The organism is Rhodococcus sp. 14-2470-1a (genome assembly GCF_002259425.1).
GTDB classification, from domain to species: domain Bacteria; phylum Actinomycetota; class Actinomycetes; order Mycobacteriales; family Mycobacteriaceae; genus Rhodococcoides; species Rhodococcoides fascians_E.
The window spans coordinates 21,972-41,177 of record NZ_NPFZ01000031.1 but is presented as its reverse complement, the minus strand read 5'-3'; the positions used below and the strand labels follow the sequence as shown (position 1 = coordinate 41,177).

Genomic DNA, 19,206 nt, shown 5'->3' with positions numbered 1-19,206 from the left:
TCCGCGGAAGGCAGACTGGTCAGCCGAGCTTGGTCATCCAGCCGTGCGTGTCGGCGAAGGTGCCGCGCTGAATTCCGGTCAGCGTGTCCCGGAGCGCGAGGGTCACTTCGCCGGGCTCGCCGTCGGCGATGGCGAATTCACCGTCGGCGGACTTCACGGTTCCGACCGGGGTGATGACGGCGGCGGTTCCGCATGCGAAGACCTCGGTGATCTCGCCCGATTCAGCGCCCTTGCGCCATTCCTCGGTGGAGATCCGGCGTTCCTCGACGGGGATGCCGGAGTCCGTTGCCAGCGTCAGCAACGAGTCGCGCGTGATGCCCGGCAGAAGCGAGCCCGACAAGGACGGGGTGACGAGCCGGGCGTCGGATCCGGAGCCGAAGACGAAGAACAGGTTCATTCCACCCATTTCTTCGACGTAGCGCCGCTCGATGGCGTCGAGCCAGACCACCTGATCGCAGCCTTCGTCGCTGGCCTGGGCCTGTGCGAGGAGCGACGCGGCGTAGTTGCCCGCGAACTTGGCTGCACCGGTGCCTCCTGGCGCGGCCCGAACGTACTCGGTCGAGAGCCACACCTTGACGGGCTTGACGCCACGTGGGAAGTAGGCGCCTGCGGGTGACGCGATGAGCATGTAGCGGTAATCGTCCGCCGGCCGGACTCCGAGGCCTGCCTCGGTGGAGAACATGTACGGACGCAGGTACAGGGCGTCTTCGCCGCCGGCCTCGGGAACCCACTCGTGATCGACAGCGAGCAGTTGCTCGATCGATCCGAGGAAAAGTTCGTCGGGTAGTTCCGGCATCGCGAGCCGCTTCGCCGACGTACGGAAGCGCTCCGCGTTGGACAGCACTCGGAACGACGCGAATTCTCCACTCGGCTGGCGGTACACCTTCAGGCCTTCGAAGATGGCTTGGCCGTAGTGAAGAACCATCGCGGCAGGGTCGAGCTCGATGGGACCGTACGGCGCGATCGTCGGCTGGTACCAGCCCTTCTCGGCGGTGTAGTCGATGATGGCCATGTGGTCGGTGAAGAACTTCCCGAACCCGGGCGCGGCCAGTACTGCTTCTCTGGCTTCCGACGGCGCCGGAGAGGGGTGCTGCACGCGGGTGAATTCGGGAGTGCCTGTCATGTGCGGAATCTTAATCCTCCGCGCACACGGCTATTCACTTGGTGTTGGCGGAGACGAAGGGTGGAGCGACTACCTCGCACGCCAGGGTGCGCCCACGCACGTCGACCTCCACAGTGTCTCCCGGTGTCACCGCGGCGCTCGAATCGAGCAATGCAAGAGCGATTCCGACTCCGAGCGAGGGCGAGAAAGTGCCGGACGTGGTGATTCCGATCGGCTCTCCGCCGTGTGTGACGGTGAGGCCGGGGCGAAGGACACCTCGGTCGAGTGCCTTGACTCCACGGAGCACGCGCACGGGGCCTGCTGCCTTCTCCGCGGCGAGAGCGTTCTTGCCCCAGAACTGTTCCTTCTTCCAGCCGATCGCCCACCCGCAGCGGGCCTGGAGCGGGGATATGTCCAGCGACAGTTCGTGGCCGTGCAGTGGGTAACCCATCTCGGTGCGCAAGGTGTCTCGGGCACCGAGTCCGGCGACCTGCCCGCCGGCGCCTCGAACCTCGTCGGCCAGCGCGCGCAGCAGGGCTTCCGTGTCGGACCACGCGGGGATCAGTTCGTACCCGTGTTCTCCGGTGTAGCCGGTACGGCACACCCTCACCGACTTCCCCTGCCACGTCGCGTCCGCGAAGGCCATGTATTCCATGTTCGCCGGGAGGCCCAGGCTCTCCACGACTGCGCGTGATCCCGGACCCTGGACGGCGAGCACGCCGAAGTCTCGGTGCAGATCGGCGACGGTGACATCGTCGGGTGCCTGCGCCGCCAGCGCCGCGACTACCGCTGCGGTGTTGGCGGCATTCGGAACGAGGAACACCTCTTCGTCGCTCACGTAGTAGGCGATGAGGTCGTCGACGACCCCGCCGGACTCGGTGCAGCACAACGTGTACTGGGCTTTGCCCGGCCGGATGCGGCCGAGATCGTTGGTCAACGTCGCGTCGACGTATGCTGCTGCACCCGGTCCACTGACGATCGCCTTGCCGAGGTGGCTGACGTCGAAGACGCCGACGGATTCTCGAACGGCCTTGTGTTCGGCGACGACCCCGGCGTAGGACACCGGCATCTCCCAACCACCGAACGGTGCGAACGTGGCACCGAGTTCGACGTGAACGGTGTGCGCGGGACCTCGAACGAGCTCGGCTTCACTCATGGTCGCCAACGCTAGCGGACAACAGCCCTCGCGGCGGTGATCATCACCGAGGGGGTCACTACCATCGAAGCCGACCGACACAATCGATCCCTCTGTAGGAGCTGCCACGTGCCCTCGACTTCATCCCGCACTCTCGGACCCGAGCTGGCGCTGGCCGGCCGAATCGGCAAGAACGTCGACGTGCTCGTCGTCGCACTCAGCACGAGTGACGAAGGGCTGGAACTGCACACCGACGAGGACGTCTTCGACGACGCCGTCGCGACGACGTTGTTCGACGCGTTCGACAGCGTCGGCGCAACGGGCAAGGCGGACGAACTCACGCGCATTCCCGCGCCCTCCGCACTGGGTGTCTCCAGTGTTCTCGGTGTGGGCCTCGGCGCGTCGGCGGACATCGACGACGAGCGCATCCGGCGGTCGGCCGGCACCGCGGCTCGCGCACTGAGCGGTACGGGAACCGTTGCCACCACTCTGTCCTCGCTGGATCTCGGTGCGACCGCCGAGGGTTTCTACCTCGGCGCGTACACGTTCACCGAGTTCAAGTCCGCACTGTCCGCACCGGGTCCGGACGCAGGCCCGGTCGCTCGGGTCGAACTTCTCGTGGCGAATCCTCGTGCGCGTGAGCCGAAGTCGGAGCTGGCGCGGTCACTGGCCATTGCCGAGTCCGTCGCGCTCGCGCGTGACTTCGTCAACACTCCCCCGAGCCACCTCTACCCCGAGGAGTTCGCGGCGCGCGCCAAGGAACTGGGCACCGCGGCGGGTCTGAGTGTCCAGATTCTCGACGACAAAGCGCTGGAAAAGGGTGGGTACGGCGGCATCCACGGCGTCGGCAAGGGCTCGTCGAGGCTGCCGCGGCTTGTTCGGCTGAGCCATTCGGGAGGCAAGCGAAAGTCGAAGAAGGTCGCGCTCGTCGGCAAGGGCATCACGTTCGACACCGGCGGCATCTCCATCAAGCCTGCCGCGGGCATGGAGAACATGACGTCCGACATGGCCGGCGCCGCCGCCGTCATCGCGACGGTCATCCTCGCCGCCAAAGTCGGTCTCGCGCTCGACGTCGTCGCTACCGTTCCGATGGCCGAGAACATGCCGTCCGGGACCGCGCAGCGTCCCGGTGACGTGTTGACCCAGTACGGCGGCATCACCGTCGAGGTCATCAACACCGACGCCGAAGGACGTCTTGTTCTCGCCGACGCCATCGTGCGTGCCTGTGAGGACGACCCGGATTACCTGATCGACACGGCGACGCTGACCGGCGCGCAGGTCGTCGCGCTCGGCAACCGCACGCCTGGCGTCATGGGCACGGACGCGTTCCGTGACCGCGTCGCGGCGCTGTCGCAGGCCGTCGGCGAGGACGGTTGGGCTATGCCGTTGCCGAAGGAGATTCGCCGCGAACTGGATTCCAAGGTCGCGGATCTGGCGAACGTCACCAACGGTCGTGCGGGCGGAATGTTGGCGGCGGCACTGTTCCTGAAGGAGTTCGTCGCCGAGGGTGTCGAGTGGGCGCACATCGACGTCGCCGGTCCTGCCTACAACACGGGTGGGCCGTTCGGTTACATCGGCAAGGGCGGCACGGGTGTGCCGGTGCGGACGATGTTCGCAGTACTCGAAGACATCGTCGAGAACGGCTAGCCCCCCCGGCTATGTGAGTGGAAATGTAGGCCAGGGCCTACATTTCCACTCACATACCTTCGGCTCGCTTGCGCAGGATCTTCTGACGCGCGTCGTAGTCACGCATGCGCTGGGGGTAGCGGGTCTTGCGGACGTCGTAGACGGGAATCTTCAGGTCCGGGCCGATCTTTCGGATATCACGCTCGTCGACGGCACGGCGCGTCCACTCGCCGTCGTTGGCTACCAGAACCACAGTGACAGGAGTCACTGTCGTCTTCGGTTCCACGTACGCCTCGACGCCGATCCTGGCCGCGGTCCAGTCCGCGAGGTACTGCGCGGTCGAGCCCTCCTTGGCTCGTCTACCTCCAGTGCCGCGTCGAGAGAAACGATCGAACAAGCCCACTGCTTGACTCCTGTCATCGGTGCGTCAATCTGTCGTCGCGGATCACGCACTTCGTGTTACTCACCAGTTTGCCAGTCCGAGATCAGCCCTCGGGGAACATGCGACGCCGAGGGATGGAAGGATGAAGGTAGAGGGTTCAACTCTCTCGTTGTCGAGAAAGATTGCCGATCGCGGATGGAAGGGCGTAGAGGTGCCAGCTGGAGTCAGCCGATCGTCTTCGGCCAACCGTCTCGCCACATCCGGTTCGGGCGCCCTGGCGCGGACGTCCGTCGACCACCTCGTCGCAATTAACGCAAGTATCGTCCGCGAACCTTGCAGCGCCAGCACAATAGTTTCAGCACTGGTTTCCACACACTGTTCTGCGACCACAAGTCGTAGGAACTGAATTTACCCGCATACAACTGTCGAGGAGTCAACAGACATGGCCTTCTCCGTCCAGATGCCAGCTCTTGGTGAGAGCGTCACCGAGGGAACTGTCACGAGGTGGCTCAAGCAGGAGGGCGACACCGTCGAGGTCGACGAACCGTTGCTCGAAGTATCGACGGACAAAGTCGATACCGAAATCCCGTCCCCCGCTGCTGGCGTTCTGACGAAGATCGTGGCTCAGGAAGACGACACCGTCGAGATCGGTGGCGAGCTCGCGCAGATCGGCGACGCAGGCGAAGAGTCCGCGCCCGCTGCAGAGCCCGAGGCAGCCGAGGAAGAGCCCACACCGGCCGCCGAGCCCGAGCCTCAGGCCGAGGAAGAGGCACCGGCAGAGGACGCGGCTCCCGCTGCGAAGTCCGACCCGAGCGGCTCCGGCACCCCGGTGAAGATGCCCGAGCTGGGCGAGTCCGTGACCGAAGGAACCGTCACGCGGTGGCTGAAGGCGGTCGGCGACGAGGTTGCGGTCGACGAGCCACTGCTCGAGGTCTCCACCGACAAGGTCGACACCGAGATTCCGTCCCCCGTCGCAGGCACGCTGCTCGAGATCAACGCCGAGGAAGACGACACCGTCGAGATCGGTGGTCAGCTCGCGGTGATCGGGTCCGGTGCACCGGCTGAGAAGGCCCCCGAGCCCGAGAAGGCTCCCGAGCCGGAGAAGAAGCCCGAGCCGGTCGCGGAAGCACCCAAGCAGGAAGCACCCAAGGAAGCCCCAAAGCAGGAAGCTCCCAAGCAGGAAGCCCCGAAGGCAGAAGCTCCCAAGCAGGAAGCTCCGAAGAAGCAGGAGTCCGCACCGTCCGGTGACGCGACTCCGTACGTGACTCCTCTCGTGCGCAAGCTCGCCGCGGACAACGATGTCGACCTCTCCGAGGTCAAGGGCACCGGTGTCGGCGGGCGTATCCGCAAGCAGGATGTGCTCGCCGCAGCGGAAGCGAAGAAGGCTCCCGCTCAGGCCGAGGCGCCGGCCGCGGCTCCCGCTGCCGCGTCCGCTCCGGCGGCTCCGGCTACCGCAGGCGTTCGCCCCGAGCTCGCTCACCTTCGCGGTACGACTCAGAAGATCAACCGCATCCGTCAGATCACGGCGAAGAAGACGCGTGAGTCGCTGCAGACCACGGCTCAGCTCACGCAGACGTTCGAGGTCGATGTCACGACGATCGCTGCGCTGCGCACGAAGGCGAAGTCGACGTTCTCCAAGAACGAGGGTGTCAACCTGACGTACCTGCCGTTCTTCGCGAAGGCGGTCGTCGAGGCACTCAAGGCGCACCCGAACGTCAATGCCAGCATCGACGAGGACAAGAAGGAGATCACGTACCACGCCGATGTCCACCTCGGTATCGCCGTGGACACCGATCAGGGTCTGCTCTCGCCCGTCATTCACAACGCGGGCGATCTGTCGCTGGCCGGCTTGGCTCGCGCCATCGCCGACATCGCGTCGCGTGCACGCTCCGGTGGCCTCAAGCCCGACGAGCTGTCCGGTGGCACGTTCACCATCACCAACATCGGTAGCCAGGGCGCGTTGTTCGACACGCCGATTCTGGTTCCGCCGCAGGCTGCGATGCTCGGTACCGGCGCGATCGTCAAGCGTCCGGTCGTCGTGAAGGATGCGGCGGGCAACGAGTCCATCGGTGTTCGTTCGATGGTCTACCTGCCGCTGACCTACGATCACCGCCTGGTCGACGGTGCGGATGCCGGTCGTTTCCTGACGACGATCAAGCAGCGTCTGGAAGATGCTTCGTTCGAGGCGGACCTGGGTATCTGATCCGACACGAGCGCGGCTGTGTCTGTATCGTGAGGTACCAGACATTCCGGACGTGATCGTCCTCGAACAATCGGGGTAGACCACACAATCGGGGCGCCACTCGCACTGCGGGTGGCGCCCCGAAACCGTCGAGAGGGGCGTCGAACACCATGCGCGTCGTCATTGCAGGTTCTTCGGGATTGATCGGTACCGCCCTGGTGGCGTCGTTGCGCGGACGAGGTCACGAGGTGTCCCGCCTCGTGCGTCGCGCACCGGCAGGGCCGGACGAATTCCAGTGGGATCCTCCGGCGGGAACGGTCGACGAGCGTGCACTTCGCTCGTGTGACGCCGTGGTGAATCTTTGCGGAGTCGGCATCGGTGACAAGCGGTGGTCCGGTGCGTACAAGCAGGAGGTCCGCGACAGCCGGATCACGCCCACCGAGGTGTTGGCGGGTGCCTGTGCGGAGCACGGGATCCCGACTCTCGTCAACGCCAGTGGCATCAACTTCTACGGCGACACCGGCGATCGCATCGTCGACGAATCGGACGGTGTCGGCGAGGGGTTCCTCGCCGAAGTGTGCCGCGACTGGGAACTCGCGACGGCCGATGCCGTCGCCGGCGGGGTACGGACGGTGATGCTCCGGAGCGGAGTGGTCCTGTCGCGCCGCGGCGGGATGATGGGCAAACTGCGCCCGCTGTATCTGCTCGCGCTCGGCGGTCGTCTGGGTAGCGGGCGTCAGTACTTTCCGTGGATCTCGTTGAAGGACGAGATCGGCGGGATCATCCACAGCATCGAGAACGACGCCGTGCGCGGTCCGGTGAACATGGTGGGTCCGGCTCCGGTCACCAATGCTCAGTTCAACAGCGCCTTTGCGCGAGCGATCAAGCGACCGGCACCCTGGGTGGTTCCCGGATTCGCGCTTCGTCTGGTGATCGGCGAGTTCGCCGAGGAAGCTATCCTCACCGGCCCGCGAGCCATCCCGAAGGTCCTCGAGGACACCGGGTTCACGTTCGAACACAACACTGTCGGCGAGGCGCTGCGCGCGGCCGTCGGGAGCTGATTCCGTTCGCGCGCAGGGTCGGCGTAACGTCGACGGTTATGACCGAAGGTGTTGTGTCCGCACGCGAAAGTTCCGACTCCATCGAGGTGTCCCGGCTCGGAACGGTCGATTATCTCGACGCGTGGGATCGCCAGCGCGCACTCGCGGACATGCGCGCCGAGGGTGTCGGACGCGACACGTTGCTGCTGCTGGAACATCCGTCGGTGTACACCGCGGGACGGCGCACGTCGCCCGAGGATCGCCCGAAAGACGGTACGCCGGTCATCGAGGTCGACCGCGGCGGCAAGATCACCTGGCACGGCCCGGGCCAACTCGTCGGCTATCCGATCGTGAAGTTGGCGCAGCCGATCGACGTCGTGCGGTACGTCCGTCGTGTCGAGGAGGCTCTGATCGCCGTGTGCACGGATCTGGGCATCGACTGCGGACGCATCGACGGGCGATCGGGTGTGTGGCTCGCCTCCGAGGTCCGAGACGGAATTCTTCTGCCCGAGCGCAAGATCGCGGCCATCGGCGTTCGCGTGCAGCGCGGCGTCACGCTGCACGGGTTCTCGTTGAACTGCAATTCCTCGACGTCCGGGTTCGACGCCATCGTCCCGTGTGGCATTGCCGACGCGGGCGTCACGTCCCTCACGAGCGAGCTGGGCCGCGAGGTAACCGTCGACGACGTGATTGCTGCTGTCGTGGACGCGGTCACCGCTGCTCTCGACGGGTCTCTGCTGGTCAGCGAACACCCAGTAGCGCGCCCCGATGTGGTACAAGTCTCCACCAACCCGCAGTTCACCACCGTGAAGTTCGGCGCGTAGCATCGAAACCGTGACTGTGGCCCCAGAAGGACGCAAATTACTCCGCCTCGAGATCCGAAACGCGGAGACCCCGATCGAGCGCAAGCCCAACTGGATCAAGACCAAGGCCAAGATGGGTCCGGAGTATTCCGAACTCAAGGGGCTGGTCAAACGCGAGGGCTTGCACACGGTGTGCGAGGAAGCCGGATGCCCCAACATCTACGAATGCTGGGAAGACCGCGAGGCGACGTTCCTGATCGGCGGTGAGCAGTGCACCCGCCGCTGCGACTTCTGCCAGATCGACACCGGCAAGCCGGAGGATCTCGACCGCGACGAACCCCGCCGCGTCGCGGAAAGTGTCCAGGCGATGGGTCTGCGGTACTCGACCATCACCGGCGTCGCTCGTGACGATCTGGCCGACGGCGGCGCATGGCTGTACGCGGAGACGGTCCGCTACATCAAGAAGCTGAACCCGAACACCGGCGTCGAGCTCTTGATTCCGGATTTCAACGCTCGCCCCGAGCAGTTGGCCGAGGTGTTCTCCTCACGTCCCGAGGTGCTCGCGCACAACGTCGAGACGGTCCCCCGCATCTTCAAGCGAATCCGGCCCGCGTTCCGGTACCAGCGGTCGATGGACGTCATCACCGCGGCGCGCAACGACGGCCTCGTCACCAAGTCCAACCTGATCCTCGGCATGGGTGAGACCCCGGAAGAGGTCCAGGAAGCGATCCGCGACCTCCACGAGGCCGGATGCGACATCCTGACGATCACGCAGTACCTGCGTCCCTCCCCGCGGCACCACCCGGTCGAGCGTTGGGTCAAGCCGGAGGAGTTCGTCGAGCACTCCGATTACGCCACCGAGATCGGTTTCGCCGGTGTTCTCGCCGGTCCGTTGGTCCGTTCGTCGTACCGCGCCGGGCGTCTGTACGCGCAGGCCATGCAGCACCATGGACGTGAGCTGCCGGCGAGCATGGCGCACCTGGTCGAGGGCGGCGAAGCGTCGCAGGAAGCCAGTTCTCTGATGGCGCGCCTGGCGGCTCGCTGATCCACTCCCGGCGCGATGCATGACGACGGGATGTCGGGACGTATCCTGTGAAGCATGGCGAACGGCAGTAAAGCGGGCAAAGCAGGTAAGCCCAGCAAAGAAGCGAAAGCAGCAGCGAAGGCCGCTCGGAAGCAGGCGTCGAAAGAACGTCGCAGTCAGTTGTGGCAGGCGTTCCAGATGCAGCGGAAGGAAGACAAGGCTCTTCTTCCGCTGATGATCGGCGCGATCGTGGGAATCACGGTCATCGCGTTTCTGATCGGTTTGATCATCGGTATCGAATGGTTCCTGCTGCCGTTCGGTCTGCTCCTCGGCGTGCTCGCCGCGTTCATCATCTTCGGGCGTCGTGTCCAGAAGTCGGTGTACAAGAAGGCCGACGGCCAGGCCGGTGCGGCTGCCTGGGCGCTCGACAACCTTCGTGGCTCGTGGCGCGTCACCAACGCGATCGCCGGGACCACCCAGCTGGACGCTGTCCACCGGGTGATCGGCAAGCCGGGTGTCATTCTCGTCGCCGAAGGCGCCCCTCAGCGCGTGAAGTCACTTCTCGCTCAGGAGAAGAAGAAGACTGCCCGCCTCGTCGGTGACACCCCGATCTACGACATCGTCATCGGCAACGGGGACAATCAGATTCCGCTGTCGGGCCTGCAGAAGTACCTGGCGAAGCTTCCCAACAACATCGACAGCAAGCGCATGGACACCATCGAATCGCGTCTGTCGGCGTTGGGAACGAAGGGTGGGCCGGCGATGCCGAAGGGCCCGATTCCCGGTGGAGCGAAGATGAAGGGCGTTCAGCGCACCATCAAGCGCCGCTGACGATCGAACAATATCTCCAAGACGATGCTGCGCGGTCACCGACCGCGCAGCATCGCTGTTCCGGTGGCGCGATCATGCATGCCCCGGCCGTCGTGGTCGGAGATGATGGCCGGGAACACGAACAGGAGAAAGAACGTGCGGACGAGGGCTCGGACGAAGCCGACTCGAGCAGAGGCGTCGACGCGGGCCACCTGAATCCCGACGATCAACTGTCCCGGTGTGAACGAGAAGATGCTGACGGACGCAACACCGAGGACGAACCACACCAGAAGCGTGATGGTGGACATCGACTGTCCGATACCGGTGACGCTGATGATCAGTGCGGAAATGCCCATCGACATGAACCAGTCGACCAGGAGCGCGAGAGTTCGTCGACCGAGTCCCGCAACCGCACCCGGTCCGTCCTGCGGGAGACCGAGGCGTTCCCCGGGGAAGTTCTGTTCGGTTCCGTCGTCGGGCATCGCCGCGTTCGGGCCGGACAACCAGGAACCTGTCATTCGTGCCATGCACTCCAGGATAGGCGCCGCGCGGGACCGACCCGGACACCGTCACCGTAGTGTGTTCGGGAGAGCACGACGCAGTGCGTCGTCGCTCACGGTTACATGCAGAGAGCACGACGTGTAACACGGGCGAAACACAGCCTTGACTGGTGGGCAACACCAGGTCCATAACGTGCAGGTCGACGGAATTCGACAAAGGAGTAAAAGCGTGGCGTTCACCACGGCCGAAGAGGTCATCAAGTTCATCGCCGACGAGAACATCGAGTACGTGGACATCCGTTTCACGGATCTCCCCGGCACCCAGCAGCACTTCTCCATCCCGGCGTCGGCGTTCAACAAGGATGTCTTCGAAGACGGTCTGGCCTTCGACGGTTCGTCCGTCCGCGGCTTCCAGTCCATCCACGAGTCGGACATGATGCTTCTCCCCGACGTGACGACCGCGCAGGTCGATCCGTTCCGCGCCGCGAAGACTCTGAACATCGACTTCTTCGTGCACGACCCGTTCACGCGTGAGAGCTACAGCCGCGACCCGCGCAACGTCGCACGCAAGGCCGAGGAGTACTTGGTCTCCACCGGCATCGCCGACACCGCCTACTTCGGCGCCGAGGCCGAGTTCTACATCTTCGACTCGGTTCGCTACGACTCCGGCATCAACGGTGCGTTCTACGAGCTCGATTCGGTGTCGGGCTCCTGGAACACCGGTGTCGAGGCCAACGCCGACGGCAGCCCCAACCTCGGCTACAAGGTTCGCCCCAAGGGCGGATACTTCCCCGTTGCACCGTACGACCACTACGTCGACCTGCGCGACGAGATCTCGACCAACCTGCAGAACGCAGGCTTCGAACTCGAGCGCGGTCACCACGAGGTCGGCACCGGTGGCCAGGCCGAGATCAACTACAAGTTCAACACGCTGCTCGCAGCCGCGGACGACCTGCAGCTGTTCAAGTACATCGTGAAGAACACCGCATGGAAGCACGGCAAGTCGGCGACGTTCATGCCGAAGCCTCTCTTCGGTGACAACGGCTCGGGCATGCACGTTCACCAGTCGCTGTGGAAGGACGGCAAGCCGCTGTTCCACGACGAGGCCGGATACGCCGGACTGTCGGACCTGGCTCGCCACTACATCGGCGGCATCCTGCACCACGCTCCGTCGCTGTTGGCCTTCACCAACCCGACGATCAACTCCTACCACCGCCTGGTGCCGGGCTACGAGGCTCCCATCAACCTCGTGTACAGCCAGCGCAACCGCTCCGCCGCCGTGCGTATCCCGATCACGGGCAACAACCCGAAGGCCAAGCGCCTCGAGTTCCGTGCACCGGACAGCTCGGGCAACCCGTACCTCAACTTCGCCGCGCAGATGATGGCCGGTCTCGACGGAATCAAGAACAAGATCGAGCCGCTCGCTCCCGTCGACAAGGATCTCTACGAGTTGCCGCCCGAGGAGGCCAAGAACATTCCTCAGGCACCGACGTCGCTGAACGCCGTCATCGATCGCCTCGAGTCCGATCACGAGTACCTGACCGAGGGTGGCGTCTTCACCACCGACCTCATCGAGACCTGGATCTCGCTCAAGCGTGAGCAGGAAATTGCTCCGGTCAACCTGCGTCCGCACCCGTACGAGTTCCAGCTCTACTACGACGTGTGATCTGAGCGTAAGCGCTCGTCCAGAACACCGAACCGCCCGTCCTGCGTTCACGCAGGGCGGGCGGTTTCGTGTGTACGGAAGGTAACGACTTTCTGAAAAAAGGTTTGCCATCACGCTCGTCAAGCCATTCTCGATGGGTCGGATTGTCCGTCATGGCTTCCGGGGGAGGTTGGGGGCGAAGCCCCCGACTGTCGGTGAACGGGAAAAGAGGGTGGCAGCACCACAATGGACACGCTCTGGAATTTCGTATCGGTCAGGCGGCAACAATTGCTGACCGACTCGTACCTTCACGTCTCGGCGGTGGTGCAATCCATCGTCATCGCAACGATTCTTGCGGTCGCGATCGGTGTGCTCGTGTACCGCTCCCCTGCAGGCTCGGCAATCGCCACAGCACTGGCGAGCACCGTGCTCACCATTCCTTCGTTCGCCCTCCTGGGCCTGTTGATTCCTATCCTGGGTCTCGGCGTCGCGCCGACGATCACCGCACTGGTGCTGTACGCACTGCTTCCCATCATCAGGAACACCATCATCGGGCTCGCTTCGGTGGACCCGGCGGTCACGGACGCCGCCAAGGGCGTCGGATTGAACCGAGGGCGAGTTCTGGCACGAATCGAGATGCCACTGGCCTGGCCGTCGATCCTCGCGGGTATGCGCGTGAGCACCCAGATGATCTTCGGCATCCTCGCGATCGCTGCGTACGCGAAGGGCCCGGGGCTCGGGAACCTCATCTTCTCCGGACTTTCGCGCGTCGGCAGCCCCAACGCTGTCCCGCAAGCACTGGTCGGAACAGTTCTGATCGTCATCCTTGCTCTGATCCTCGACGGCATCCTCGTCCTGGTCGGCAAGCTCACCACCTCGAGGGGTCTTCGTGTCTAACTCAACCAACCAGCACGTCTCGGGAGTCGACATCGTGCTCGACTCGGTCAGCAAGCGATACCCCGGTCAGGACACGGCCGCCGTCGACAACGTGTCGCTGACGGTTCCCGCCGGCGAGACCGTCGTGTTCGTCGGTCCGTCGGGATGCGGTAAGACGACGACCATGCGGATGATCAACCGCTTGATCGAGCCGTCGTCGGGAACCATCACCATCGACGGCAAGGACGCCTTGAGCATCGACGCCGACGAACTGCGACGCGGAATCGGCTATTCGATCCAGCAGGCCGGTCTCTTTCCACACATGACCATCGCGAAGAACGTTGCGACAGTCCCTGGCCTGATCGGCTGGGACAAGAAACGCATCTCCGAGCGCACCGACGAGATGCTGGATCTCGTGGGACTCGACCCGGACACGTACCGAAACAGGTACCCGCGGCAGTTGTCCGGTGGCCAGCAGCAACGTGTCGGCGTCGCACGCGCGTTGGCCGCCGATCCCCCGGTACTGCTCATGGACGAACCGTTCGGTGCGGTAGACCCCATCACCCGTGGTCTGTTGCAGGACGAGTTGATGCGTTTGCAGAGTGAGCTGGGCAAGACCATCGTGTTCGTCACGCACGACTTCAACGAGGCGGTCAAGCTCGGCGACAGGATCGCGGTACTCGGAAACCAGTCGTCGATCATGCAGTACGACACGCCCGAGGCCATTCTCGCCAACCCTGCGAACGACACGGTCGCCGGATTCGTCGGTGCGGATGCTTCCCTGAAACAGTTGACGCTGACCAGAATTCGTGACGTCCGCTTGCTGCAATGCCCGACGGCCAGGGAATCCGATCCGGTCGACGACATTCGCACCAAGATCTCGTCACGAAAGTGGCAGTGGGGATTGATTCTCGACGACCGGAACCGCCCGCTCCGGTGGGTCTCCCCCGGTCATCTGGCGACGGCATCGTCGCTGCGCGGCGTCGGCGTTCCGATCGGCGAACTCGTCTCCATCCAGTCGACGTTGCAGGACGGACTGGAAGCACTGCTCGCCGAGAGCACGGCGTCCACGGTGGTCACCGGCCCACGCGGGGAATACGTCGGTCTGATCTCCATCGACACGCTCGTCGGGCATCTGCAGAAGATGCGCGAAGCGCACGAGCACGATCACGACGACCAGGAAGAACAGGTCAGCCAGTCATGACCACGGCAGAACGGACGACGTCCACGCCCGAGGCGCCGGACATGGAAACGGAACCCGACGAGGGTGCCTCGGAGCGCGGCGCATCCAAACGCGCCGAGCGCATTCGGCTGCTGGTCCAACCGGCGCTCGTCGTGGTGCTGGTCGCGGGCGTGCTGATCTGGGCCTTCAGTCGTGATCTCACGGCGACGCAGCAGGGCAGTATCAGCGTCTCGAACATTCTCACTCTGACCTGGCAGCACATCCTGATCACGGCGGCCGTGGTCGTCATCGTCGTTGCGTTGGCAGTTCCGTTGGGCACGGTACTCACTCGACCGGGGTACACCAAGCTTGCCCCGTTCTTCGTCGGCATCGCCAACATCGGTGCCGCCGCTCCTGCCATCGGCCTGCTCGTCCTGTTCTATCTCGCCACGCGACAGACCGGATTCTGGATCGGTGTGCTGCCCATCGCCTTCTATTCGTTGCTTCCGGTGCTGCGCAACACGATTCTGGGTTATCAGGAAGTGGACCGGACGTTGATCGACGCCGGTCGAGGCCAGGGCATGTCGCCGATGACGGTGCTGCGCAGAATCGAGTTCCCGTTGGCCGTCCCCTACATTCTGGCTGGTCTTCGTACGTCGCTGGTCCTGGCGGTCGGCACCGCGACGCTGTGTTTCCTCGTCAGCGCAGGTGGGTTGGGAATTCTCATCGACACCGGATACAAGTTGCGCGACAACGTGACTCTCGTCGTCGGTGCAGTGCTGGCGGTATCGCTCGCGTTGTTCATCGACTGGCTGGGCGCATTGGCGGAGCAGTTCCTCGGACCTCGGGGACTGCGATGAGAAGAACGACGAGCATGAGACGGACCGCCGTTGCCGTCGCCCTGTGCGGCGCACTGATGACCGGGTGCGGCCTCGAATCCGGAGGCGCTCTGCCTCTGGCCGTCGGCCCCGGCAGTATCGAGCCCGTCCCGGAGCTGGACGGCGTCAAGGTCACTGTGGGATCCAAGGACTTCACGGAGCAGATCACCCTCGGCTACATCATCGAATTCGCACTGTCCGCGGCAGGCGCCGATGTCCGTGACCTCACCAACATCCAAGGGTCCAACAGCACCCGGGAGGCGCAGCTCGCCGGTCAGATCGATCTGACGTACGAGTACACGGGAACGGGGTGGATCAACTACCTGGGCAACGAAACTCCGCTTCCCGACTCGCAGCAGCAGTACGAAGCAGTCCGCGATGCCGACTTGGAAGCGAACGACATGGTGTGGGCCGTGCCCGCCCCGATGAACAACACCTATGCCCTCGCGATGAACAGGCAGACAGCCGAGCAGACCGGGATCCGCACCCTGTCGGATTACGCGGAGTTGGTCCGCACCGACCCGGCAGCGGCAACCACGTGCGTCGAAACCGAATTCAACGTCCGTCAGGACGGATATCCGGGCATGGCCGCGAAGTACGAGTTCGACCCCGGTGCCGCGCCGCGCCAGATCCTGCAGACCGGCATCATCTACCAGGCCACCGCAGACGGAACACAGTGCAAGTTCGGTGAAGTGTTCACCACCGACGGGCGCATCATCGCCCTCGATCTGGTTCTGCTCGAGGACGATCGAGCGTTCTTCCCCAAGTACAATCCGGCCCTGGTGATGAAAAAGGCCTTCGCCGACGCGCACCCACAGGTCGCCGAGGTCATGGCACCGATCTCGGAGAAATTGACCGATCAGGTGATGACCGAACTCAACCGGCAGGTCGACGTCGAGGGCATCGAGCCCGCCGACGCCGCCCGCGACTGGTTGGTGTCGGAGGGCTTCGTCACCGCGCAGTGACGGACGGGCGGGCCTTCACGCTCCGAAGGTCCGCTCCACCACTGCCTTGGCGCGACGCGTCACTCGCAGGTAGTTGTCGAGGAAGGCTCCGGCGTCGCCGTTGTCCCAGCCGGCGACCTTGGCCACCGCGGAGAGCACGTGGCCCGGTCGAGGCAGCTGGTCGGTCGGTTTGCCACGGACGAGGACGAGCGCGTTGCGGGCCTTCGTCGCGAGAATCCATGCTTCGCGCAGCAATTCGACATCGGTTTCGCTCATCAGCTCTGCTGCACCGATGGCGTCCAGGCTCTGCAGCGTGGACGTGTTGTGCAATGACTTGACGTCGTGTGCATGTCGCAGCTGGATCAGCTGCACGGTCCACTCGATGTCTGCCAGCCCGCCGCGGCCCAGTTTGGTGTGTGTGGCAGGGTCGGCGCCCTTGGGCAGTCTCTCGGAGTCGATGCGCGCCTTGATCCGTCGGATCTCGCGGACAGCGTCCTGAGACACCCCGCCTTCCGGGTAGCGAATCCTGTCCACCATCAGCAGGAACCGGATGCCGAGGTCCTCGTCACCCGCGACCTGGTGAGCACGCAGAAGCGCCTGAACTTCCCATGCCTGCGCCCACTGGGCGTAGTACGCCTCGTAGGAGGCGAGCGTACGAACCACGGGGCCGTTGCGACCTTCGGGACGAAGGCCGGTGTCGACCTCGAGCGGCGGGTCGGTGCTCGGCGCTCCGAGCAGCTTGCGGATCTTGTCGGCAATACCGTTGGCCCACTTGACTGCAGCGCTGTCGTCGGCGCCTTCCGCCGGCTCGCACACGAACAACACGTCGGCGTCGCTGCCGTAGCCGAGTTCACCGCCGCCGAGTCGCCCCATTCCGATGACCGCGAGCGTTGCCGGTGCCGGCTCACCCCGCTCGGCGACGCTGGACCGAACGGCCGCGGCGAGAGCCGCGTTGATGACTGCTGCCCACACCGACGACAGTGCCCGGCAGACCTGCGGCACGTCGAGCATGCCGAGGATGTCCGCGGAGGCGACGCGAGCGAGTTCGTGACGGCGCAGAGCGCGTGCGGCGTTGATTGCACGGACCGGGTCCTCGTAGCGTCCCGACGACGACAGGATCGCGCGATACGTCTCCTCGGGTTCGGCGTCGAGCAGACGTGGTCCGCTGGGACCGTCCGCGTACAGACGGATGACCTCGGGCGCCTTGATCAGCAGTTCCGGGACGTATGCGGACGAACCGAGCACGATCATCAGACGCTGCGCCACAGCACCCTCGTCGCGCAGAGTGCGCAGGAACCACGTCTGCTCGCTCGCCGCCTCGGACAGTCGACGATAGTTGAGCAACCCAGCGTCCGGGTCCGGGGTGTCGGCGAGCCACTCCAACAACGTCGGCAACAGCACCGCTTGGATCTGACCGCGCCGCGCTCCCCCACCGACCAGCGCGCGAAGGTGCCCGAGTGCATTTTCCGGTGCCGCGTATCCGAGCGCTGCGAGCTGCCGAATCGCGGCGTCGGGCGTCAACCGCACCGTGTCGGAGTCGAATCGGACCACCGAGTCGAGCAACGGCCGGTAGAACAGTTTCGCGTGGAGCCTGCGGATCCGCTGCGCGTTGCGCTTGATCTCCGCGGCCAGCACACCGAGCGCATCTCTGTTGCCGTCGGGCCGCATGTGTGCGGCCCGTGCCAGCCACCTCAATGCTTCCTCGTCGTCGGGCGGAGGCAAGGTGTGCGTTCGCTTCATCCGCTGCAGCTGCAGGCGATGCTCGATGAGGCGCAGGAACTCGTAGGACGCAGTGAGATTGGCCGCATCGTCGCGGCCGATGTACCCGCCGTCGGTCAACGCCGTCAGCGCATCGGTCGTCCCCAGCACGCGCAACGACTCGTCGGTGCGGCCGTGCACGAGTTGGAGCAACTGCACGGCGAACTCGACATCGCGAAGGCTGCCACGTCCGAGTTTGATCTCTCGTTCGCGCAGTTCCGGTGGGACCATTTCCTCGACCCGACGGCGCATCGCCCGAACCTCGGGAACGAAGTCCTCTCGCTGCGACGCCAGCCAGACCATCGGATTCAACGCGGCGACGTAGCTGTGCCCGAGTTCCATGTCTCCGGTCATCGGACGTGCCTTGAGCAACGCCTGGAACTCCCACGTCTTGGCCCAGCGCTTGTAGTAGGCGACGTGCGAATCCAGTGTCCGCACCAGTTCGCCGCGTTTACCCTCGGGGCGCAGCGCAGCGTCGACCTCGAAGAACGCGGACGAGCCGATTCGCATCATTTCGCCTGCGATCCGGCTGGCGGTTGCATCCGCGGGTTCGGCGACGAACACGACGTCGACGTCGGAGACGTAGTTCAGTTCTCGGGCACCGCATTTGCCCATCGCGATGACGGCGATGCGGCTGGGGCACGGTTTGTCCGGGCAGGCGGTGGCGATGGCCACGGCGAGAGCTGCGGTGAGGGCGGCGTCGGCCATGTCCGAAAGTTGATTGCCGACGAGCTGGTACGGCAGAACCGGTTCGTTCTCGACGGTGGCGGCCAGATCGGCGGCCGCCAGCACCATCACCTGGTCGCGGTAGGTCTTCCTCAGCGCGACAACGGCTTCCGGTCCGGTGACGGACGCTCGATACAGTTCGGAGGACGCATGTTCCCCGGTCTCCGGGCTAGCCTGCACCGCTGCGAGCAACTGTTCGGTGAGCTGCTGCTTGCTCGGCAGGTCTATCCGACCGGTGGACTTGCCGTCGGGCGAGGCGAGCAGGCGCCACGCCTGCGGATCGGAGACGAGGTGGTCCGCGAGGGCGCTCGACGCACCCACCAACCCGAAGAGCCGACCGCGAAGACCCTTGTCCGTCCGCAGTGCGGAGTCCAACTCGGCGAACTTGTCACCGAGTGCATCGTTCAACCGGACGACGGTGCGGAGCGCGAGGTCGGCGTTGGCTGCCCGCGAGAGCGACCACAACAGTTCGAGGCTGTCCTCGTCCACCCATCCGAGCGTGCGAAGGTCGGTGGGCGCGGTGGATTCGACCAGTCCCAGCCGTCCTGCGCCGGGAACAACCGAACGTGACGTCGGTGGACGCACCATCAGCGAACACCTCGACTCTGGCGTG

Annotated in this window: 16 protein-coding genes; 11 read left to right on the top strand and 5 right to left on the bottom strand. The window is 64.8% G+C overall.

The features are described from left to right. Positions 1-19 precede the first annotated feature (19 nt). Both CH292_RS19985 and gcvT read right to left on the bottom strand, forming a co-directional pair. Positions 20-1,123 carry a branched-chain amino acid aminotransferase gene (locus tag CH292_RS19985; protein ID WP_033188543.1) on the bottom strand — a complete coding sequence of 368 codons (1,104 nt, stop codon included), beginning with the start codon at positions 1,121-1,123 and terminating at the stop codon, positions 20-22. A 34-nt stretch (positions 1,124-1,157) separates the two neighbouring features. After that, positions 1,158-2,258, bottom strand: a complete 1,101-nt coding sequence (gene gcvT, locus CH292_RS19980) for a glycine cleavage system aminomethyltransferase GcvT (protein WP_179275390.1) — start codon at positions 2,256-2,258, stop codon at positions 1,158-1,160. Between the two features lie 108 nt (positions 2,259-2,366). On the opposite strand from gcvT, the gene CH292_RS19975 reads away from it, so the two are divergent. Next, the gene (locus tag CH292_RS19975; RefSeq protein ID WP_019665983.1) at positions 2,367-3,884 is read left to right on the top strand and encodes a leucyl aminopeptidase; all 1,518 of its coding nucleotides are present in this window, start codon (positions 2,367-2,369) and stop codon (positions 3,882-3,884) included. A 49-nt stretch (positions 3,885-3,933) separates the two neighbouring features. Here CH292_RS19975 and CH292_RS19970 read toward each other — a convergent pair whose 3' ends face one another. After that, positions 3,934-4,266: a hypothetical protein gene (locus CH292_RS19970; RefSeq protein ID WP_019665984.1), complete on the bottom strand. Its 333-nt coding sequence runs from the start codon at positions 4,264-4,266 to the stop codon at positions 3,934-3,936. A gap of 421 nt (positions 4,267-4,687) precedes the next feature. Here CH292_RS19970 and sucB point away from each other — a divergent pair, with 421 nt between their 5' ends. From sucB to CH292_RS19945, 5 genes are all read left to right on the top strand, one after another. After that, positions 4,688-6,448, top strand: a complete 1,761-nt coding sequence (gene sucB, locus CH292_RS19965; protein ID WP_094655565.1) for a 2-oxoglutarate dehydrogenase, E2 component, dihydrolipoamide succinyltransferase — start codon at positions 4,688-4,690, stop codon at positions 6,446-6,448. A gap of 149 nt (positions 6,449-6,597) precedes the next feature. Then, entirely contained in the window at positions 6,598-7,488 is an 891-nt protein-coding gene (locus CH292_RS19960; protein ID WP_019665986.1) for a TIGR01777 family oxidoreductase, read from the top strand. A gap of 38 nt (positions 7,489-7,526) precedes the next feature. Beyond that, positions 7,527-8,291: a lipoyl(octanoyl) transferase LipB gene (lipB, locus tag CH292_RS19955; RefSeq protein WP_020111959.1), complete on the top strand. Its 765-nt coding sequence runs from the start codon at positions 7,527-7,529 to the stop codon at positions 8,289-8,291. 10 nt (positions 8,292-8,301) lie between these two features. Then, positions 8,302-9,315, top strand: a complete 1,014-nt coding sequence (gene lipA / locus CH292_RS19950; protein WP_026347929.1) for a lipoyl synthase — start codon at positions 8,302-8,304, stop codon at positions 9,313-9,315. A gap of 54 nt (positions 9,316-9,369) precedes the next feature. Continuing rightward, positions 9,370-10,125 (top strand): DUF4191 domain-containing protein, encoded by a 756-nt coding sequence (locus CH292_RS19945; protein ID WP_019665989.1) that lies wholly within the window; start codon positions 9,370-9,372, stop codon positions 10,123-10,125. Positions 10,126-10,160: 35 nt separating this feature from the next. Here CH292_RS19945 and CH292_RS19940 read toward each other — a convergent pair whose 3' ends face one another. After that, positions 10,161-10,631, bottom strand: a complete 471-nt coding sequence (locus CH292_RS19940; RefSeq protein ID WP_019665990.1) for an RDD family protein — start codon at positions 10,629-10,631, stop codon at positions 10,161-10,163. Positions 10,632-10,833: 202 nt separating this feature from the next. Between CH292_RS19940 and glnA the strand changes: the two genes are divergently transcribed. The 5 genes from glnA (at position 10,834) to CH292_RS19915 (ending at position 16,130) form a co-directional block, all read left to right on the top strand. Continuing rightward, positions 10,834-12,270 carry a type I glutamate--ammonia ligase gene (glnA, locus tag CH292_RS19935; protein WP_019665991.1) on the top strand — a complete coding sequence of 479 codons (1,437 nt, stop codon included), beginning with the start codon at positions 10,834-10,836 and terminating at the stop codon, positions 12,268-12,270. A gap of 225 nt (positions 12,271-12,495) precedes the next feature. Then, entirely contained in the window at positions 12,496-13,146 is a 651-nt protein-coding gene (locus CH292_RS19930; protein WP_019665992.1) for an ABC transporter permease, read from the top strand. Continuing rightward, positions 13,139-14,329, top strand: a complete 1,191-nt coding sequence (locus CH292_RS19925; RefSeq protein WP_027498843.1) for an ABC transporter ATP-binding protein — start codon at positions 13,139-13,141, stop codon at positions 14,327-14,329. Before CH292_RS19930 ends, CH292_RS19925 begins: the two co-directional genes overlap by 8 nt. Positions 14,330-14,370: 41 nt before the next feature. Then, positions 14,371-15,147, top strand: coding sequence for an ABC transporter permease (locus CH292_RS19920; RefSeq protein WP_051104930.1), 777 nt, complete (start codon positions 14,371-14,373; stop codon positions 15,145-15,147). 14 nt (positions 15,148-15,161) lie between these two features. Next, positions 15,162-16,130, top strand: coding sequence for a glycine betaine ABC transporter substrate-binding protein (locus tag CH292_RS19915; RefSeq protein ID WP_037160278.1), 969 nt, complete (start codon positions 15,162-15,164; stop codon positions 16,128-16,130). Between the two features lie 15 nt (positions 16,131-16,145). Here the strand turns inward: CH292_RS19915 and CH292_RS19910 are convergent, their stop codons facing one another. After that, a complete protein-coding gene (locus CH292_RS19910; RefSeq protein WP_094655564.1) occupies positions 16,146-19,181 on the bottom strand; it encodes a bifunctional [glutamine synthetase] adenylyltransferase/[glutamine synthetase]-adenylyl-L-tyrosine phosphorylase in 3,036 nt (1,011 codons plus the stop codon). Positions 19,182-19,206 lie beyond the last annotated feature (25 nt).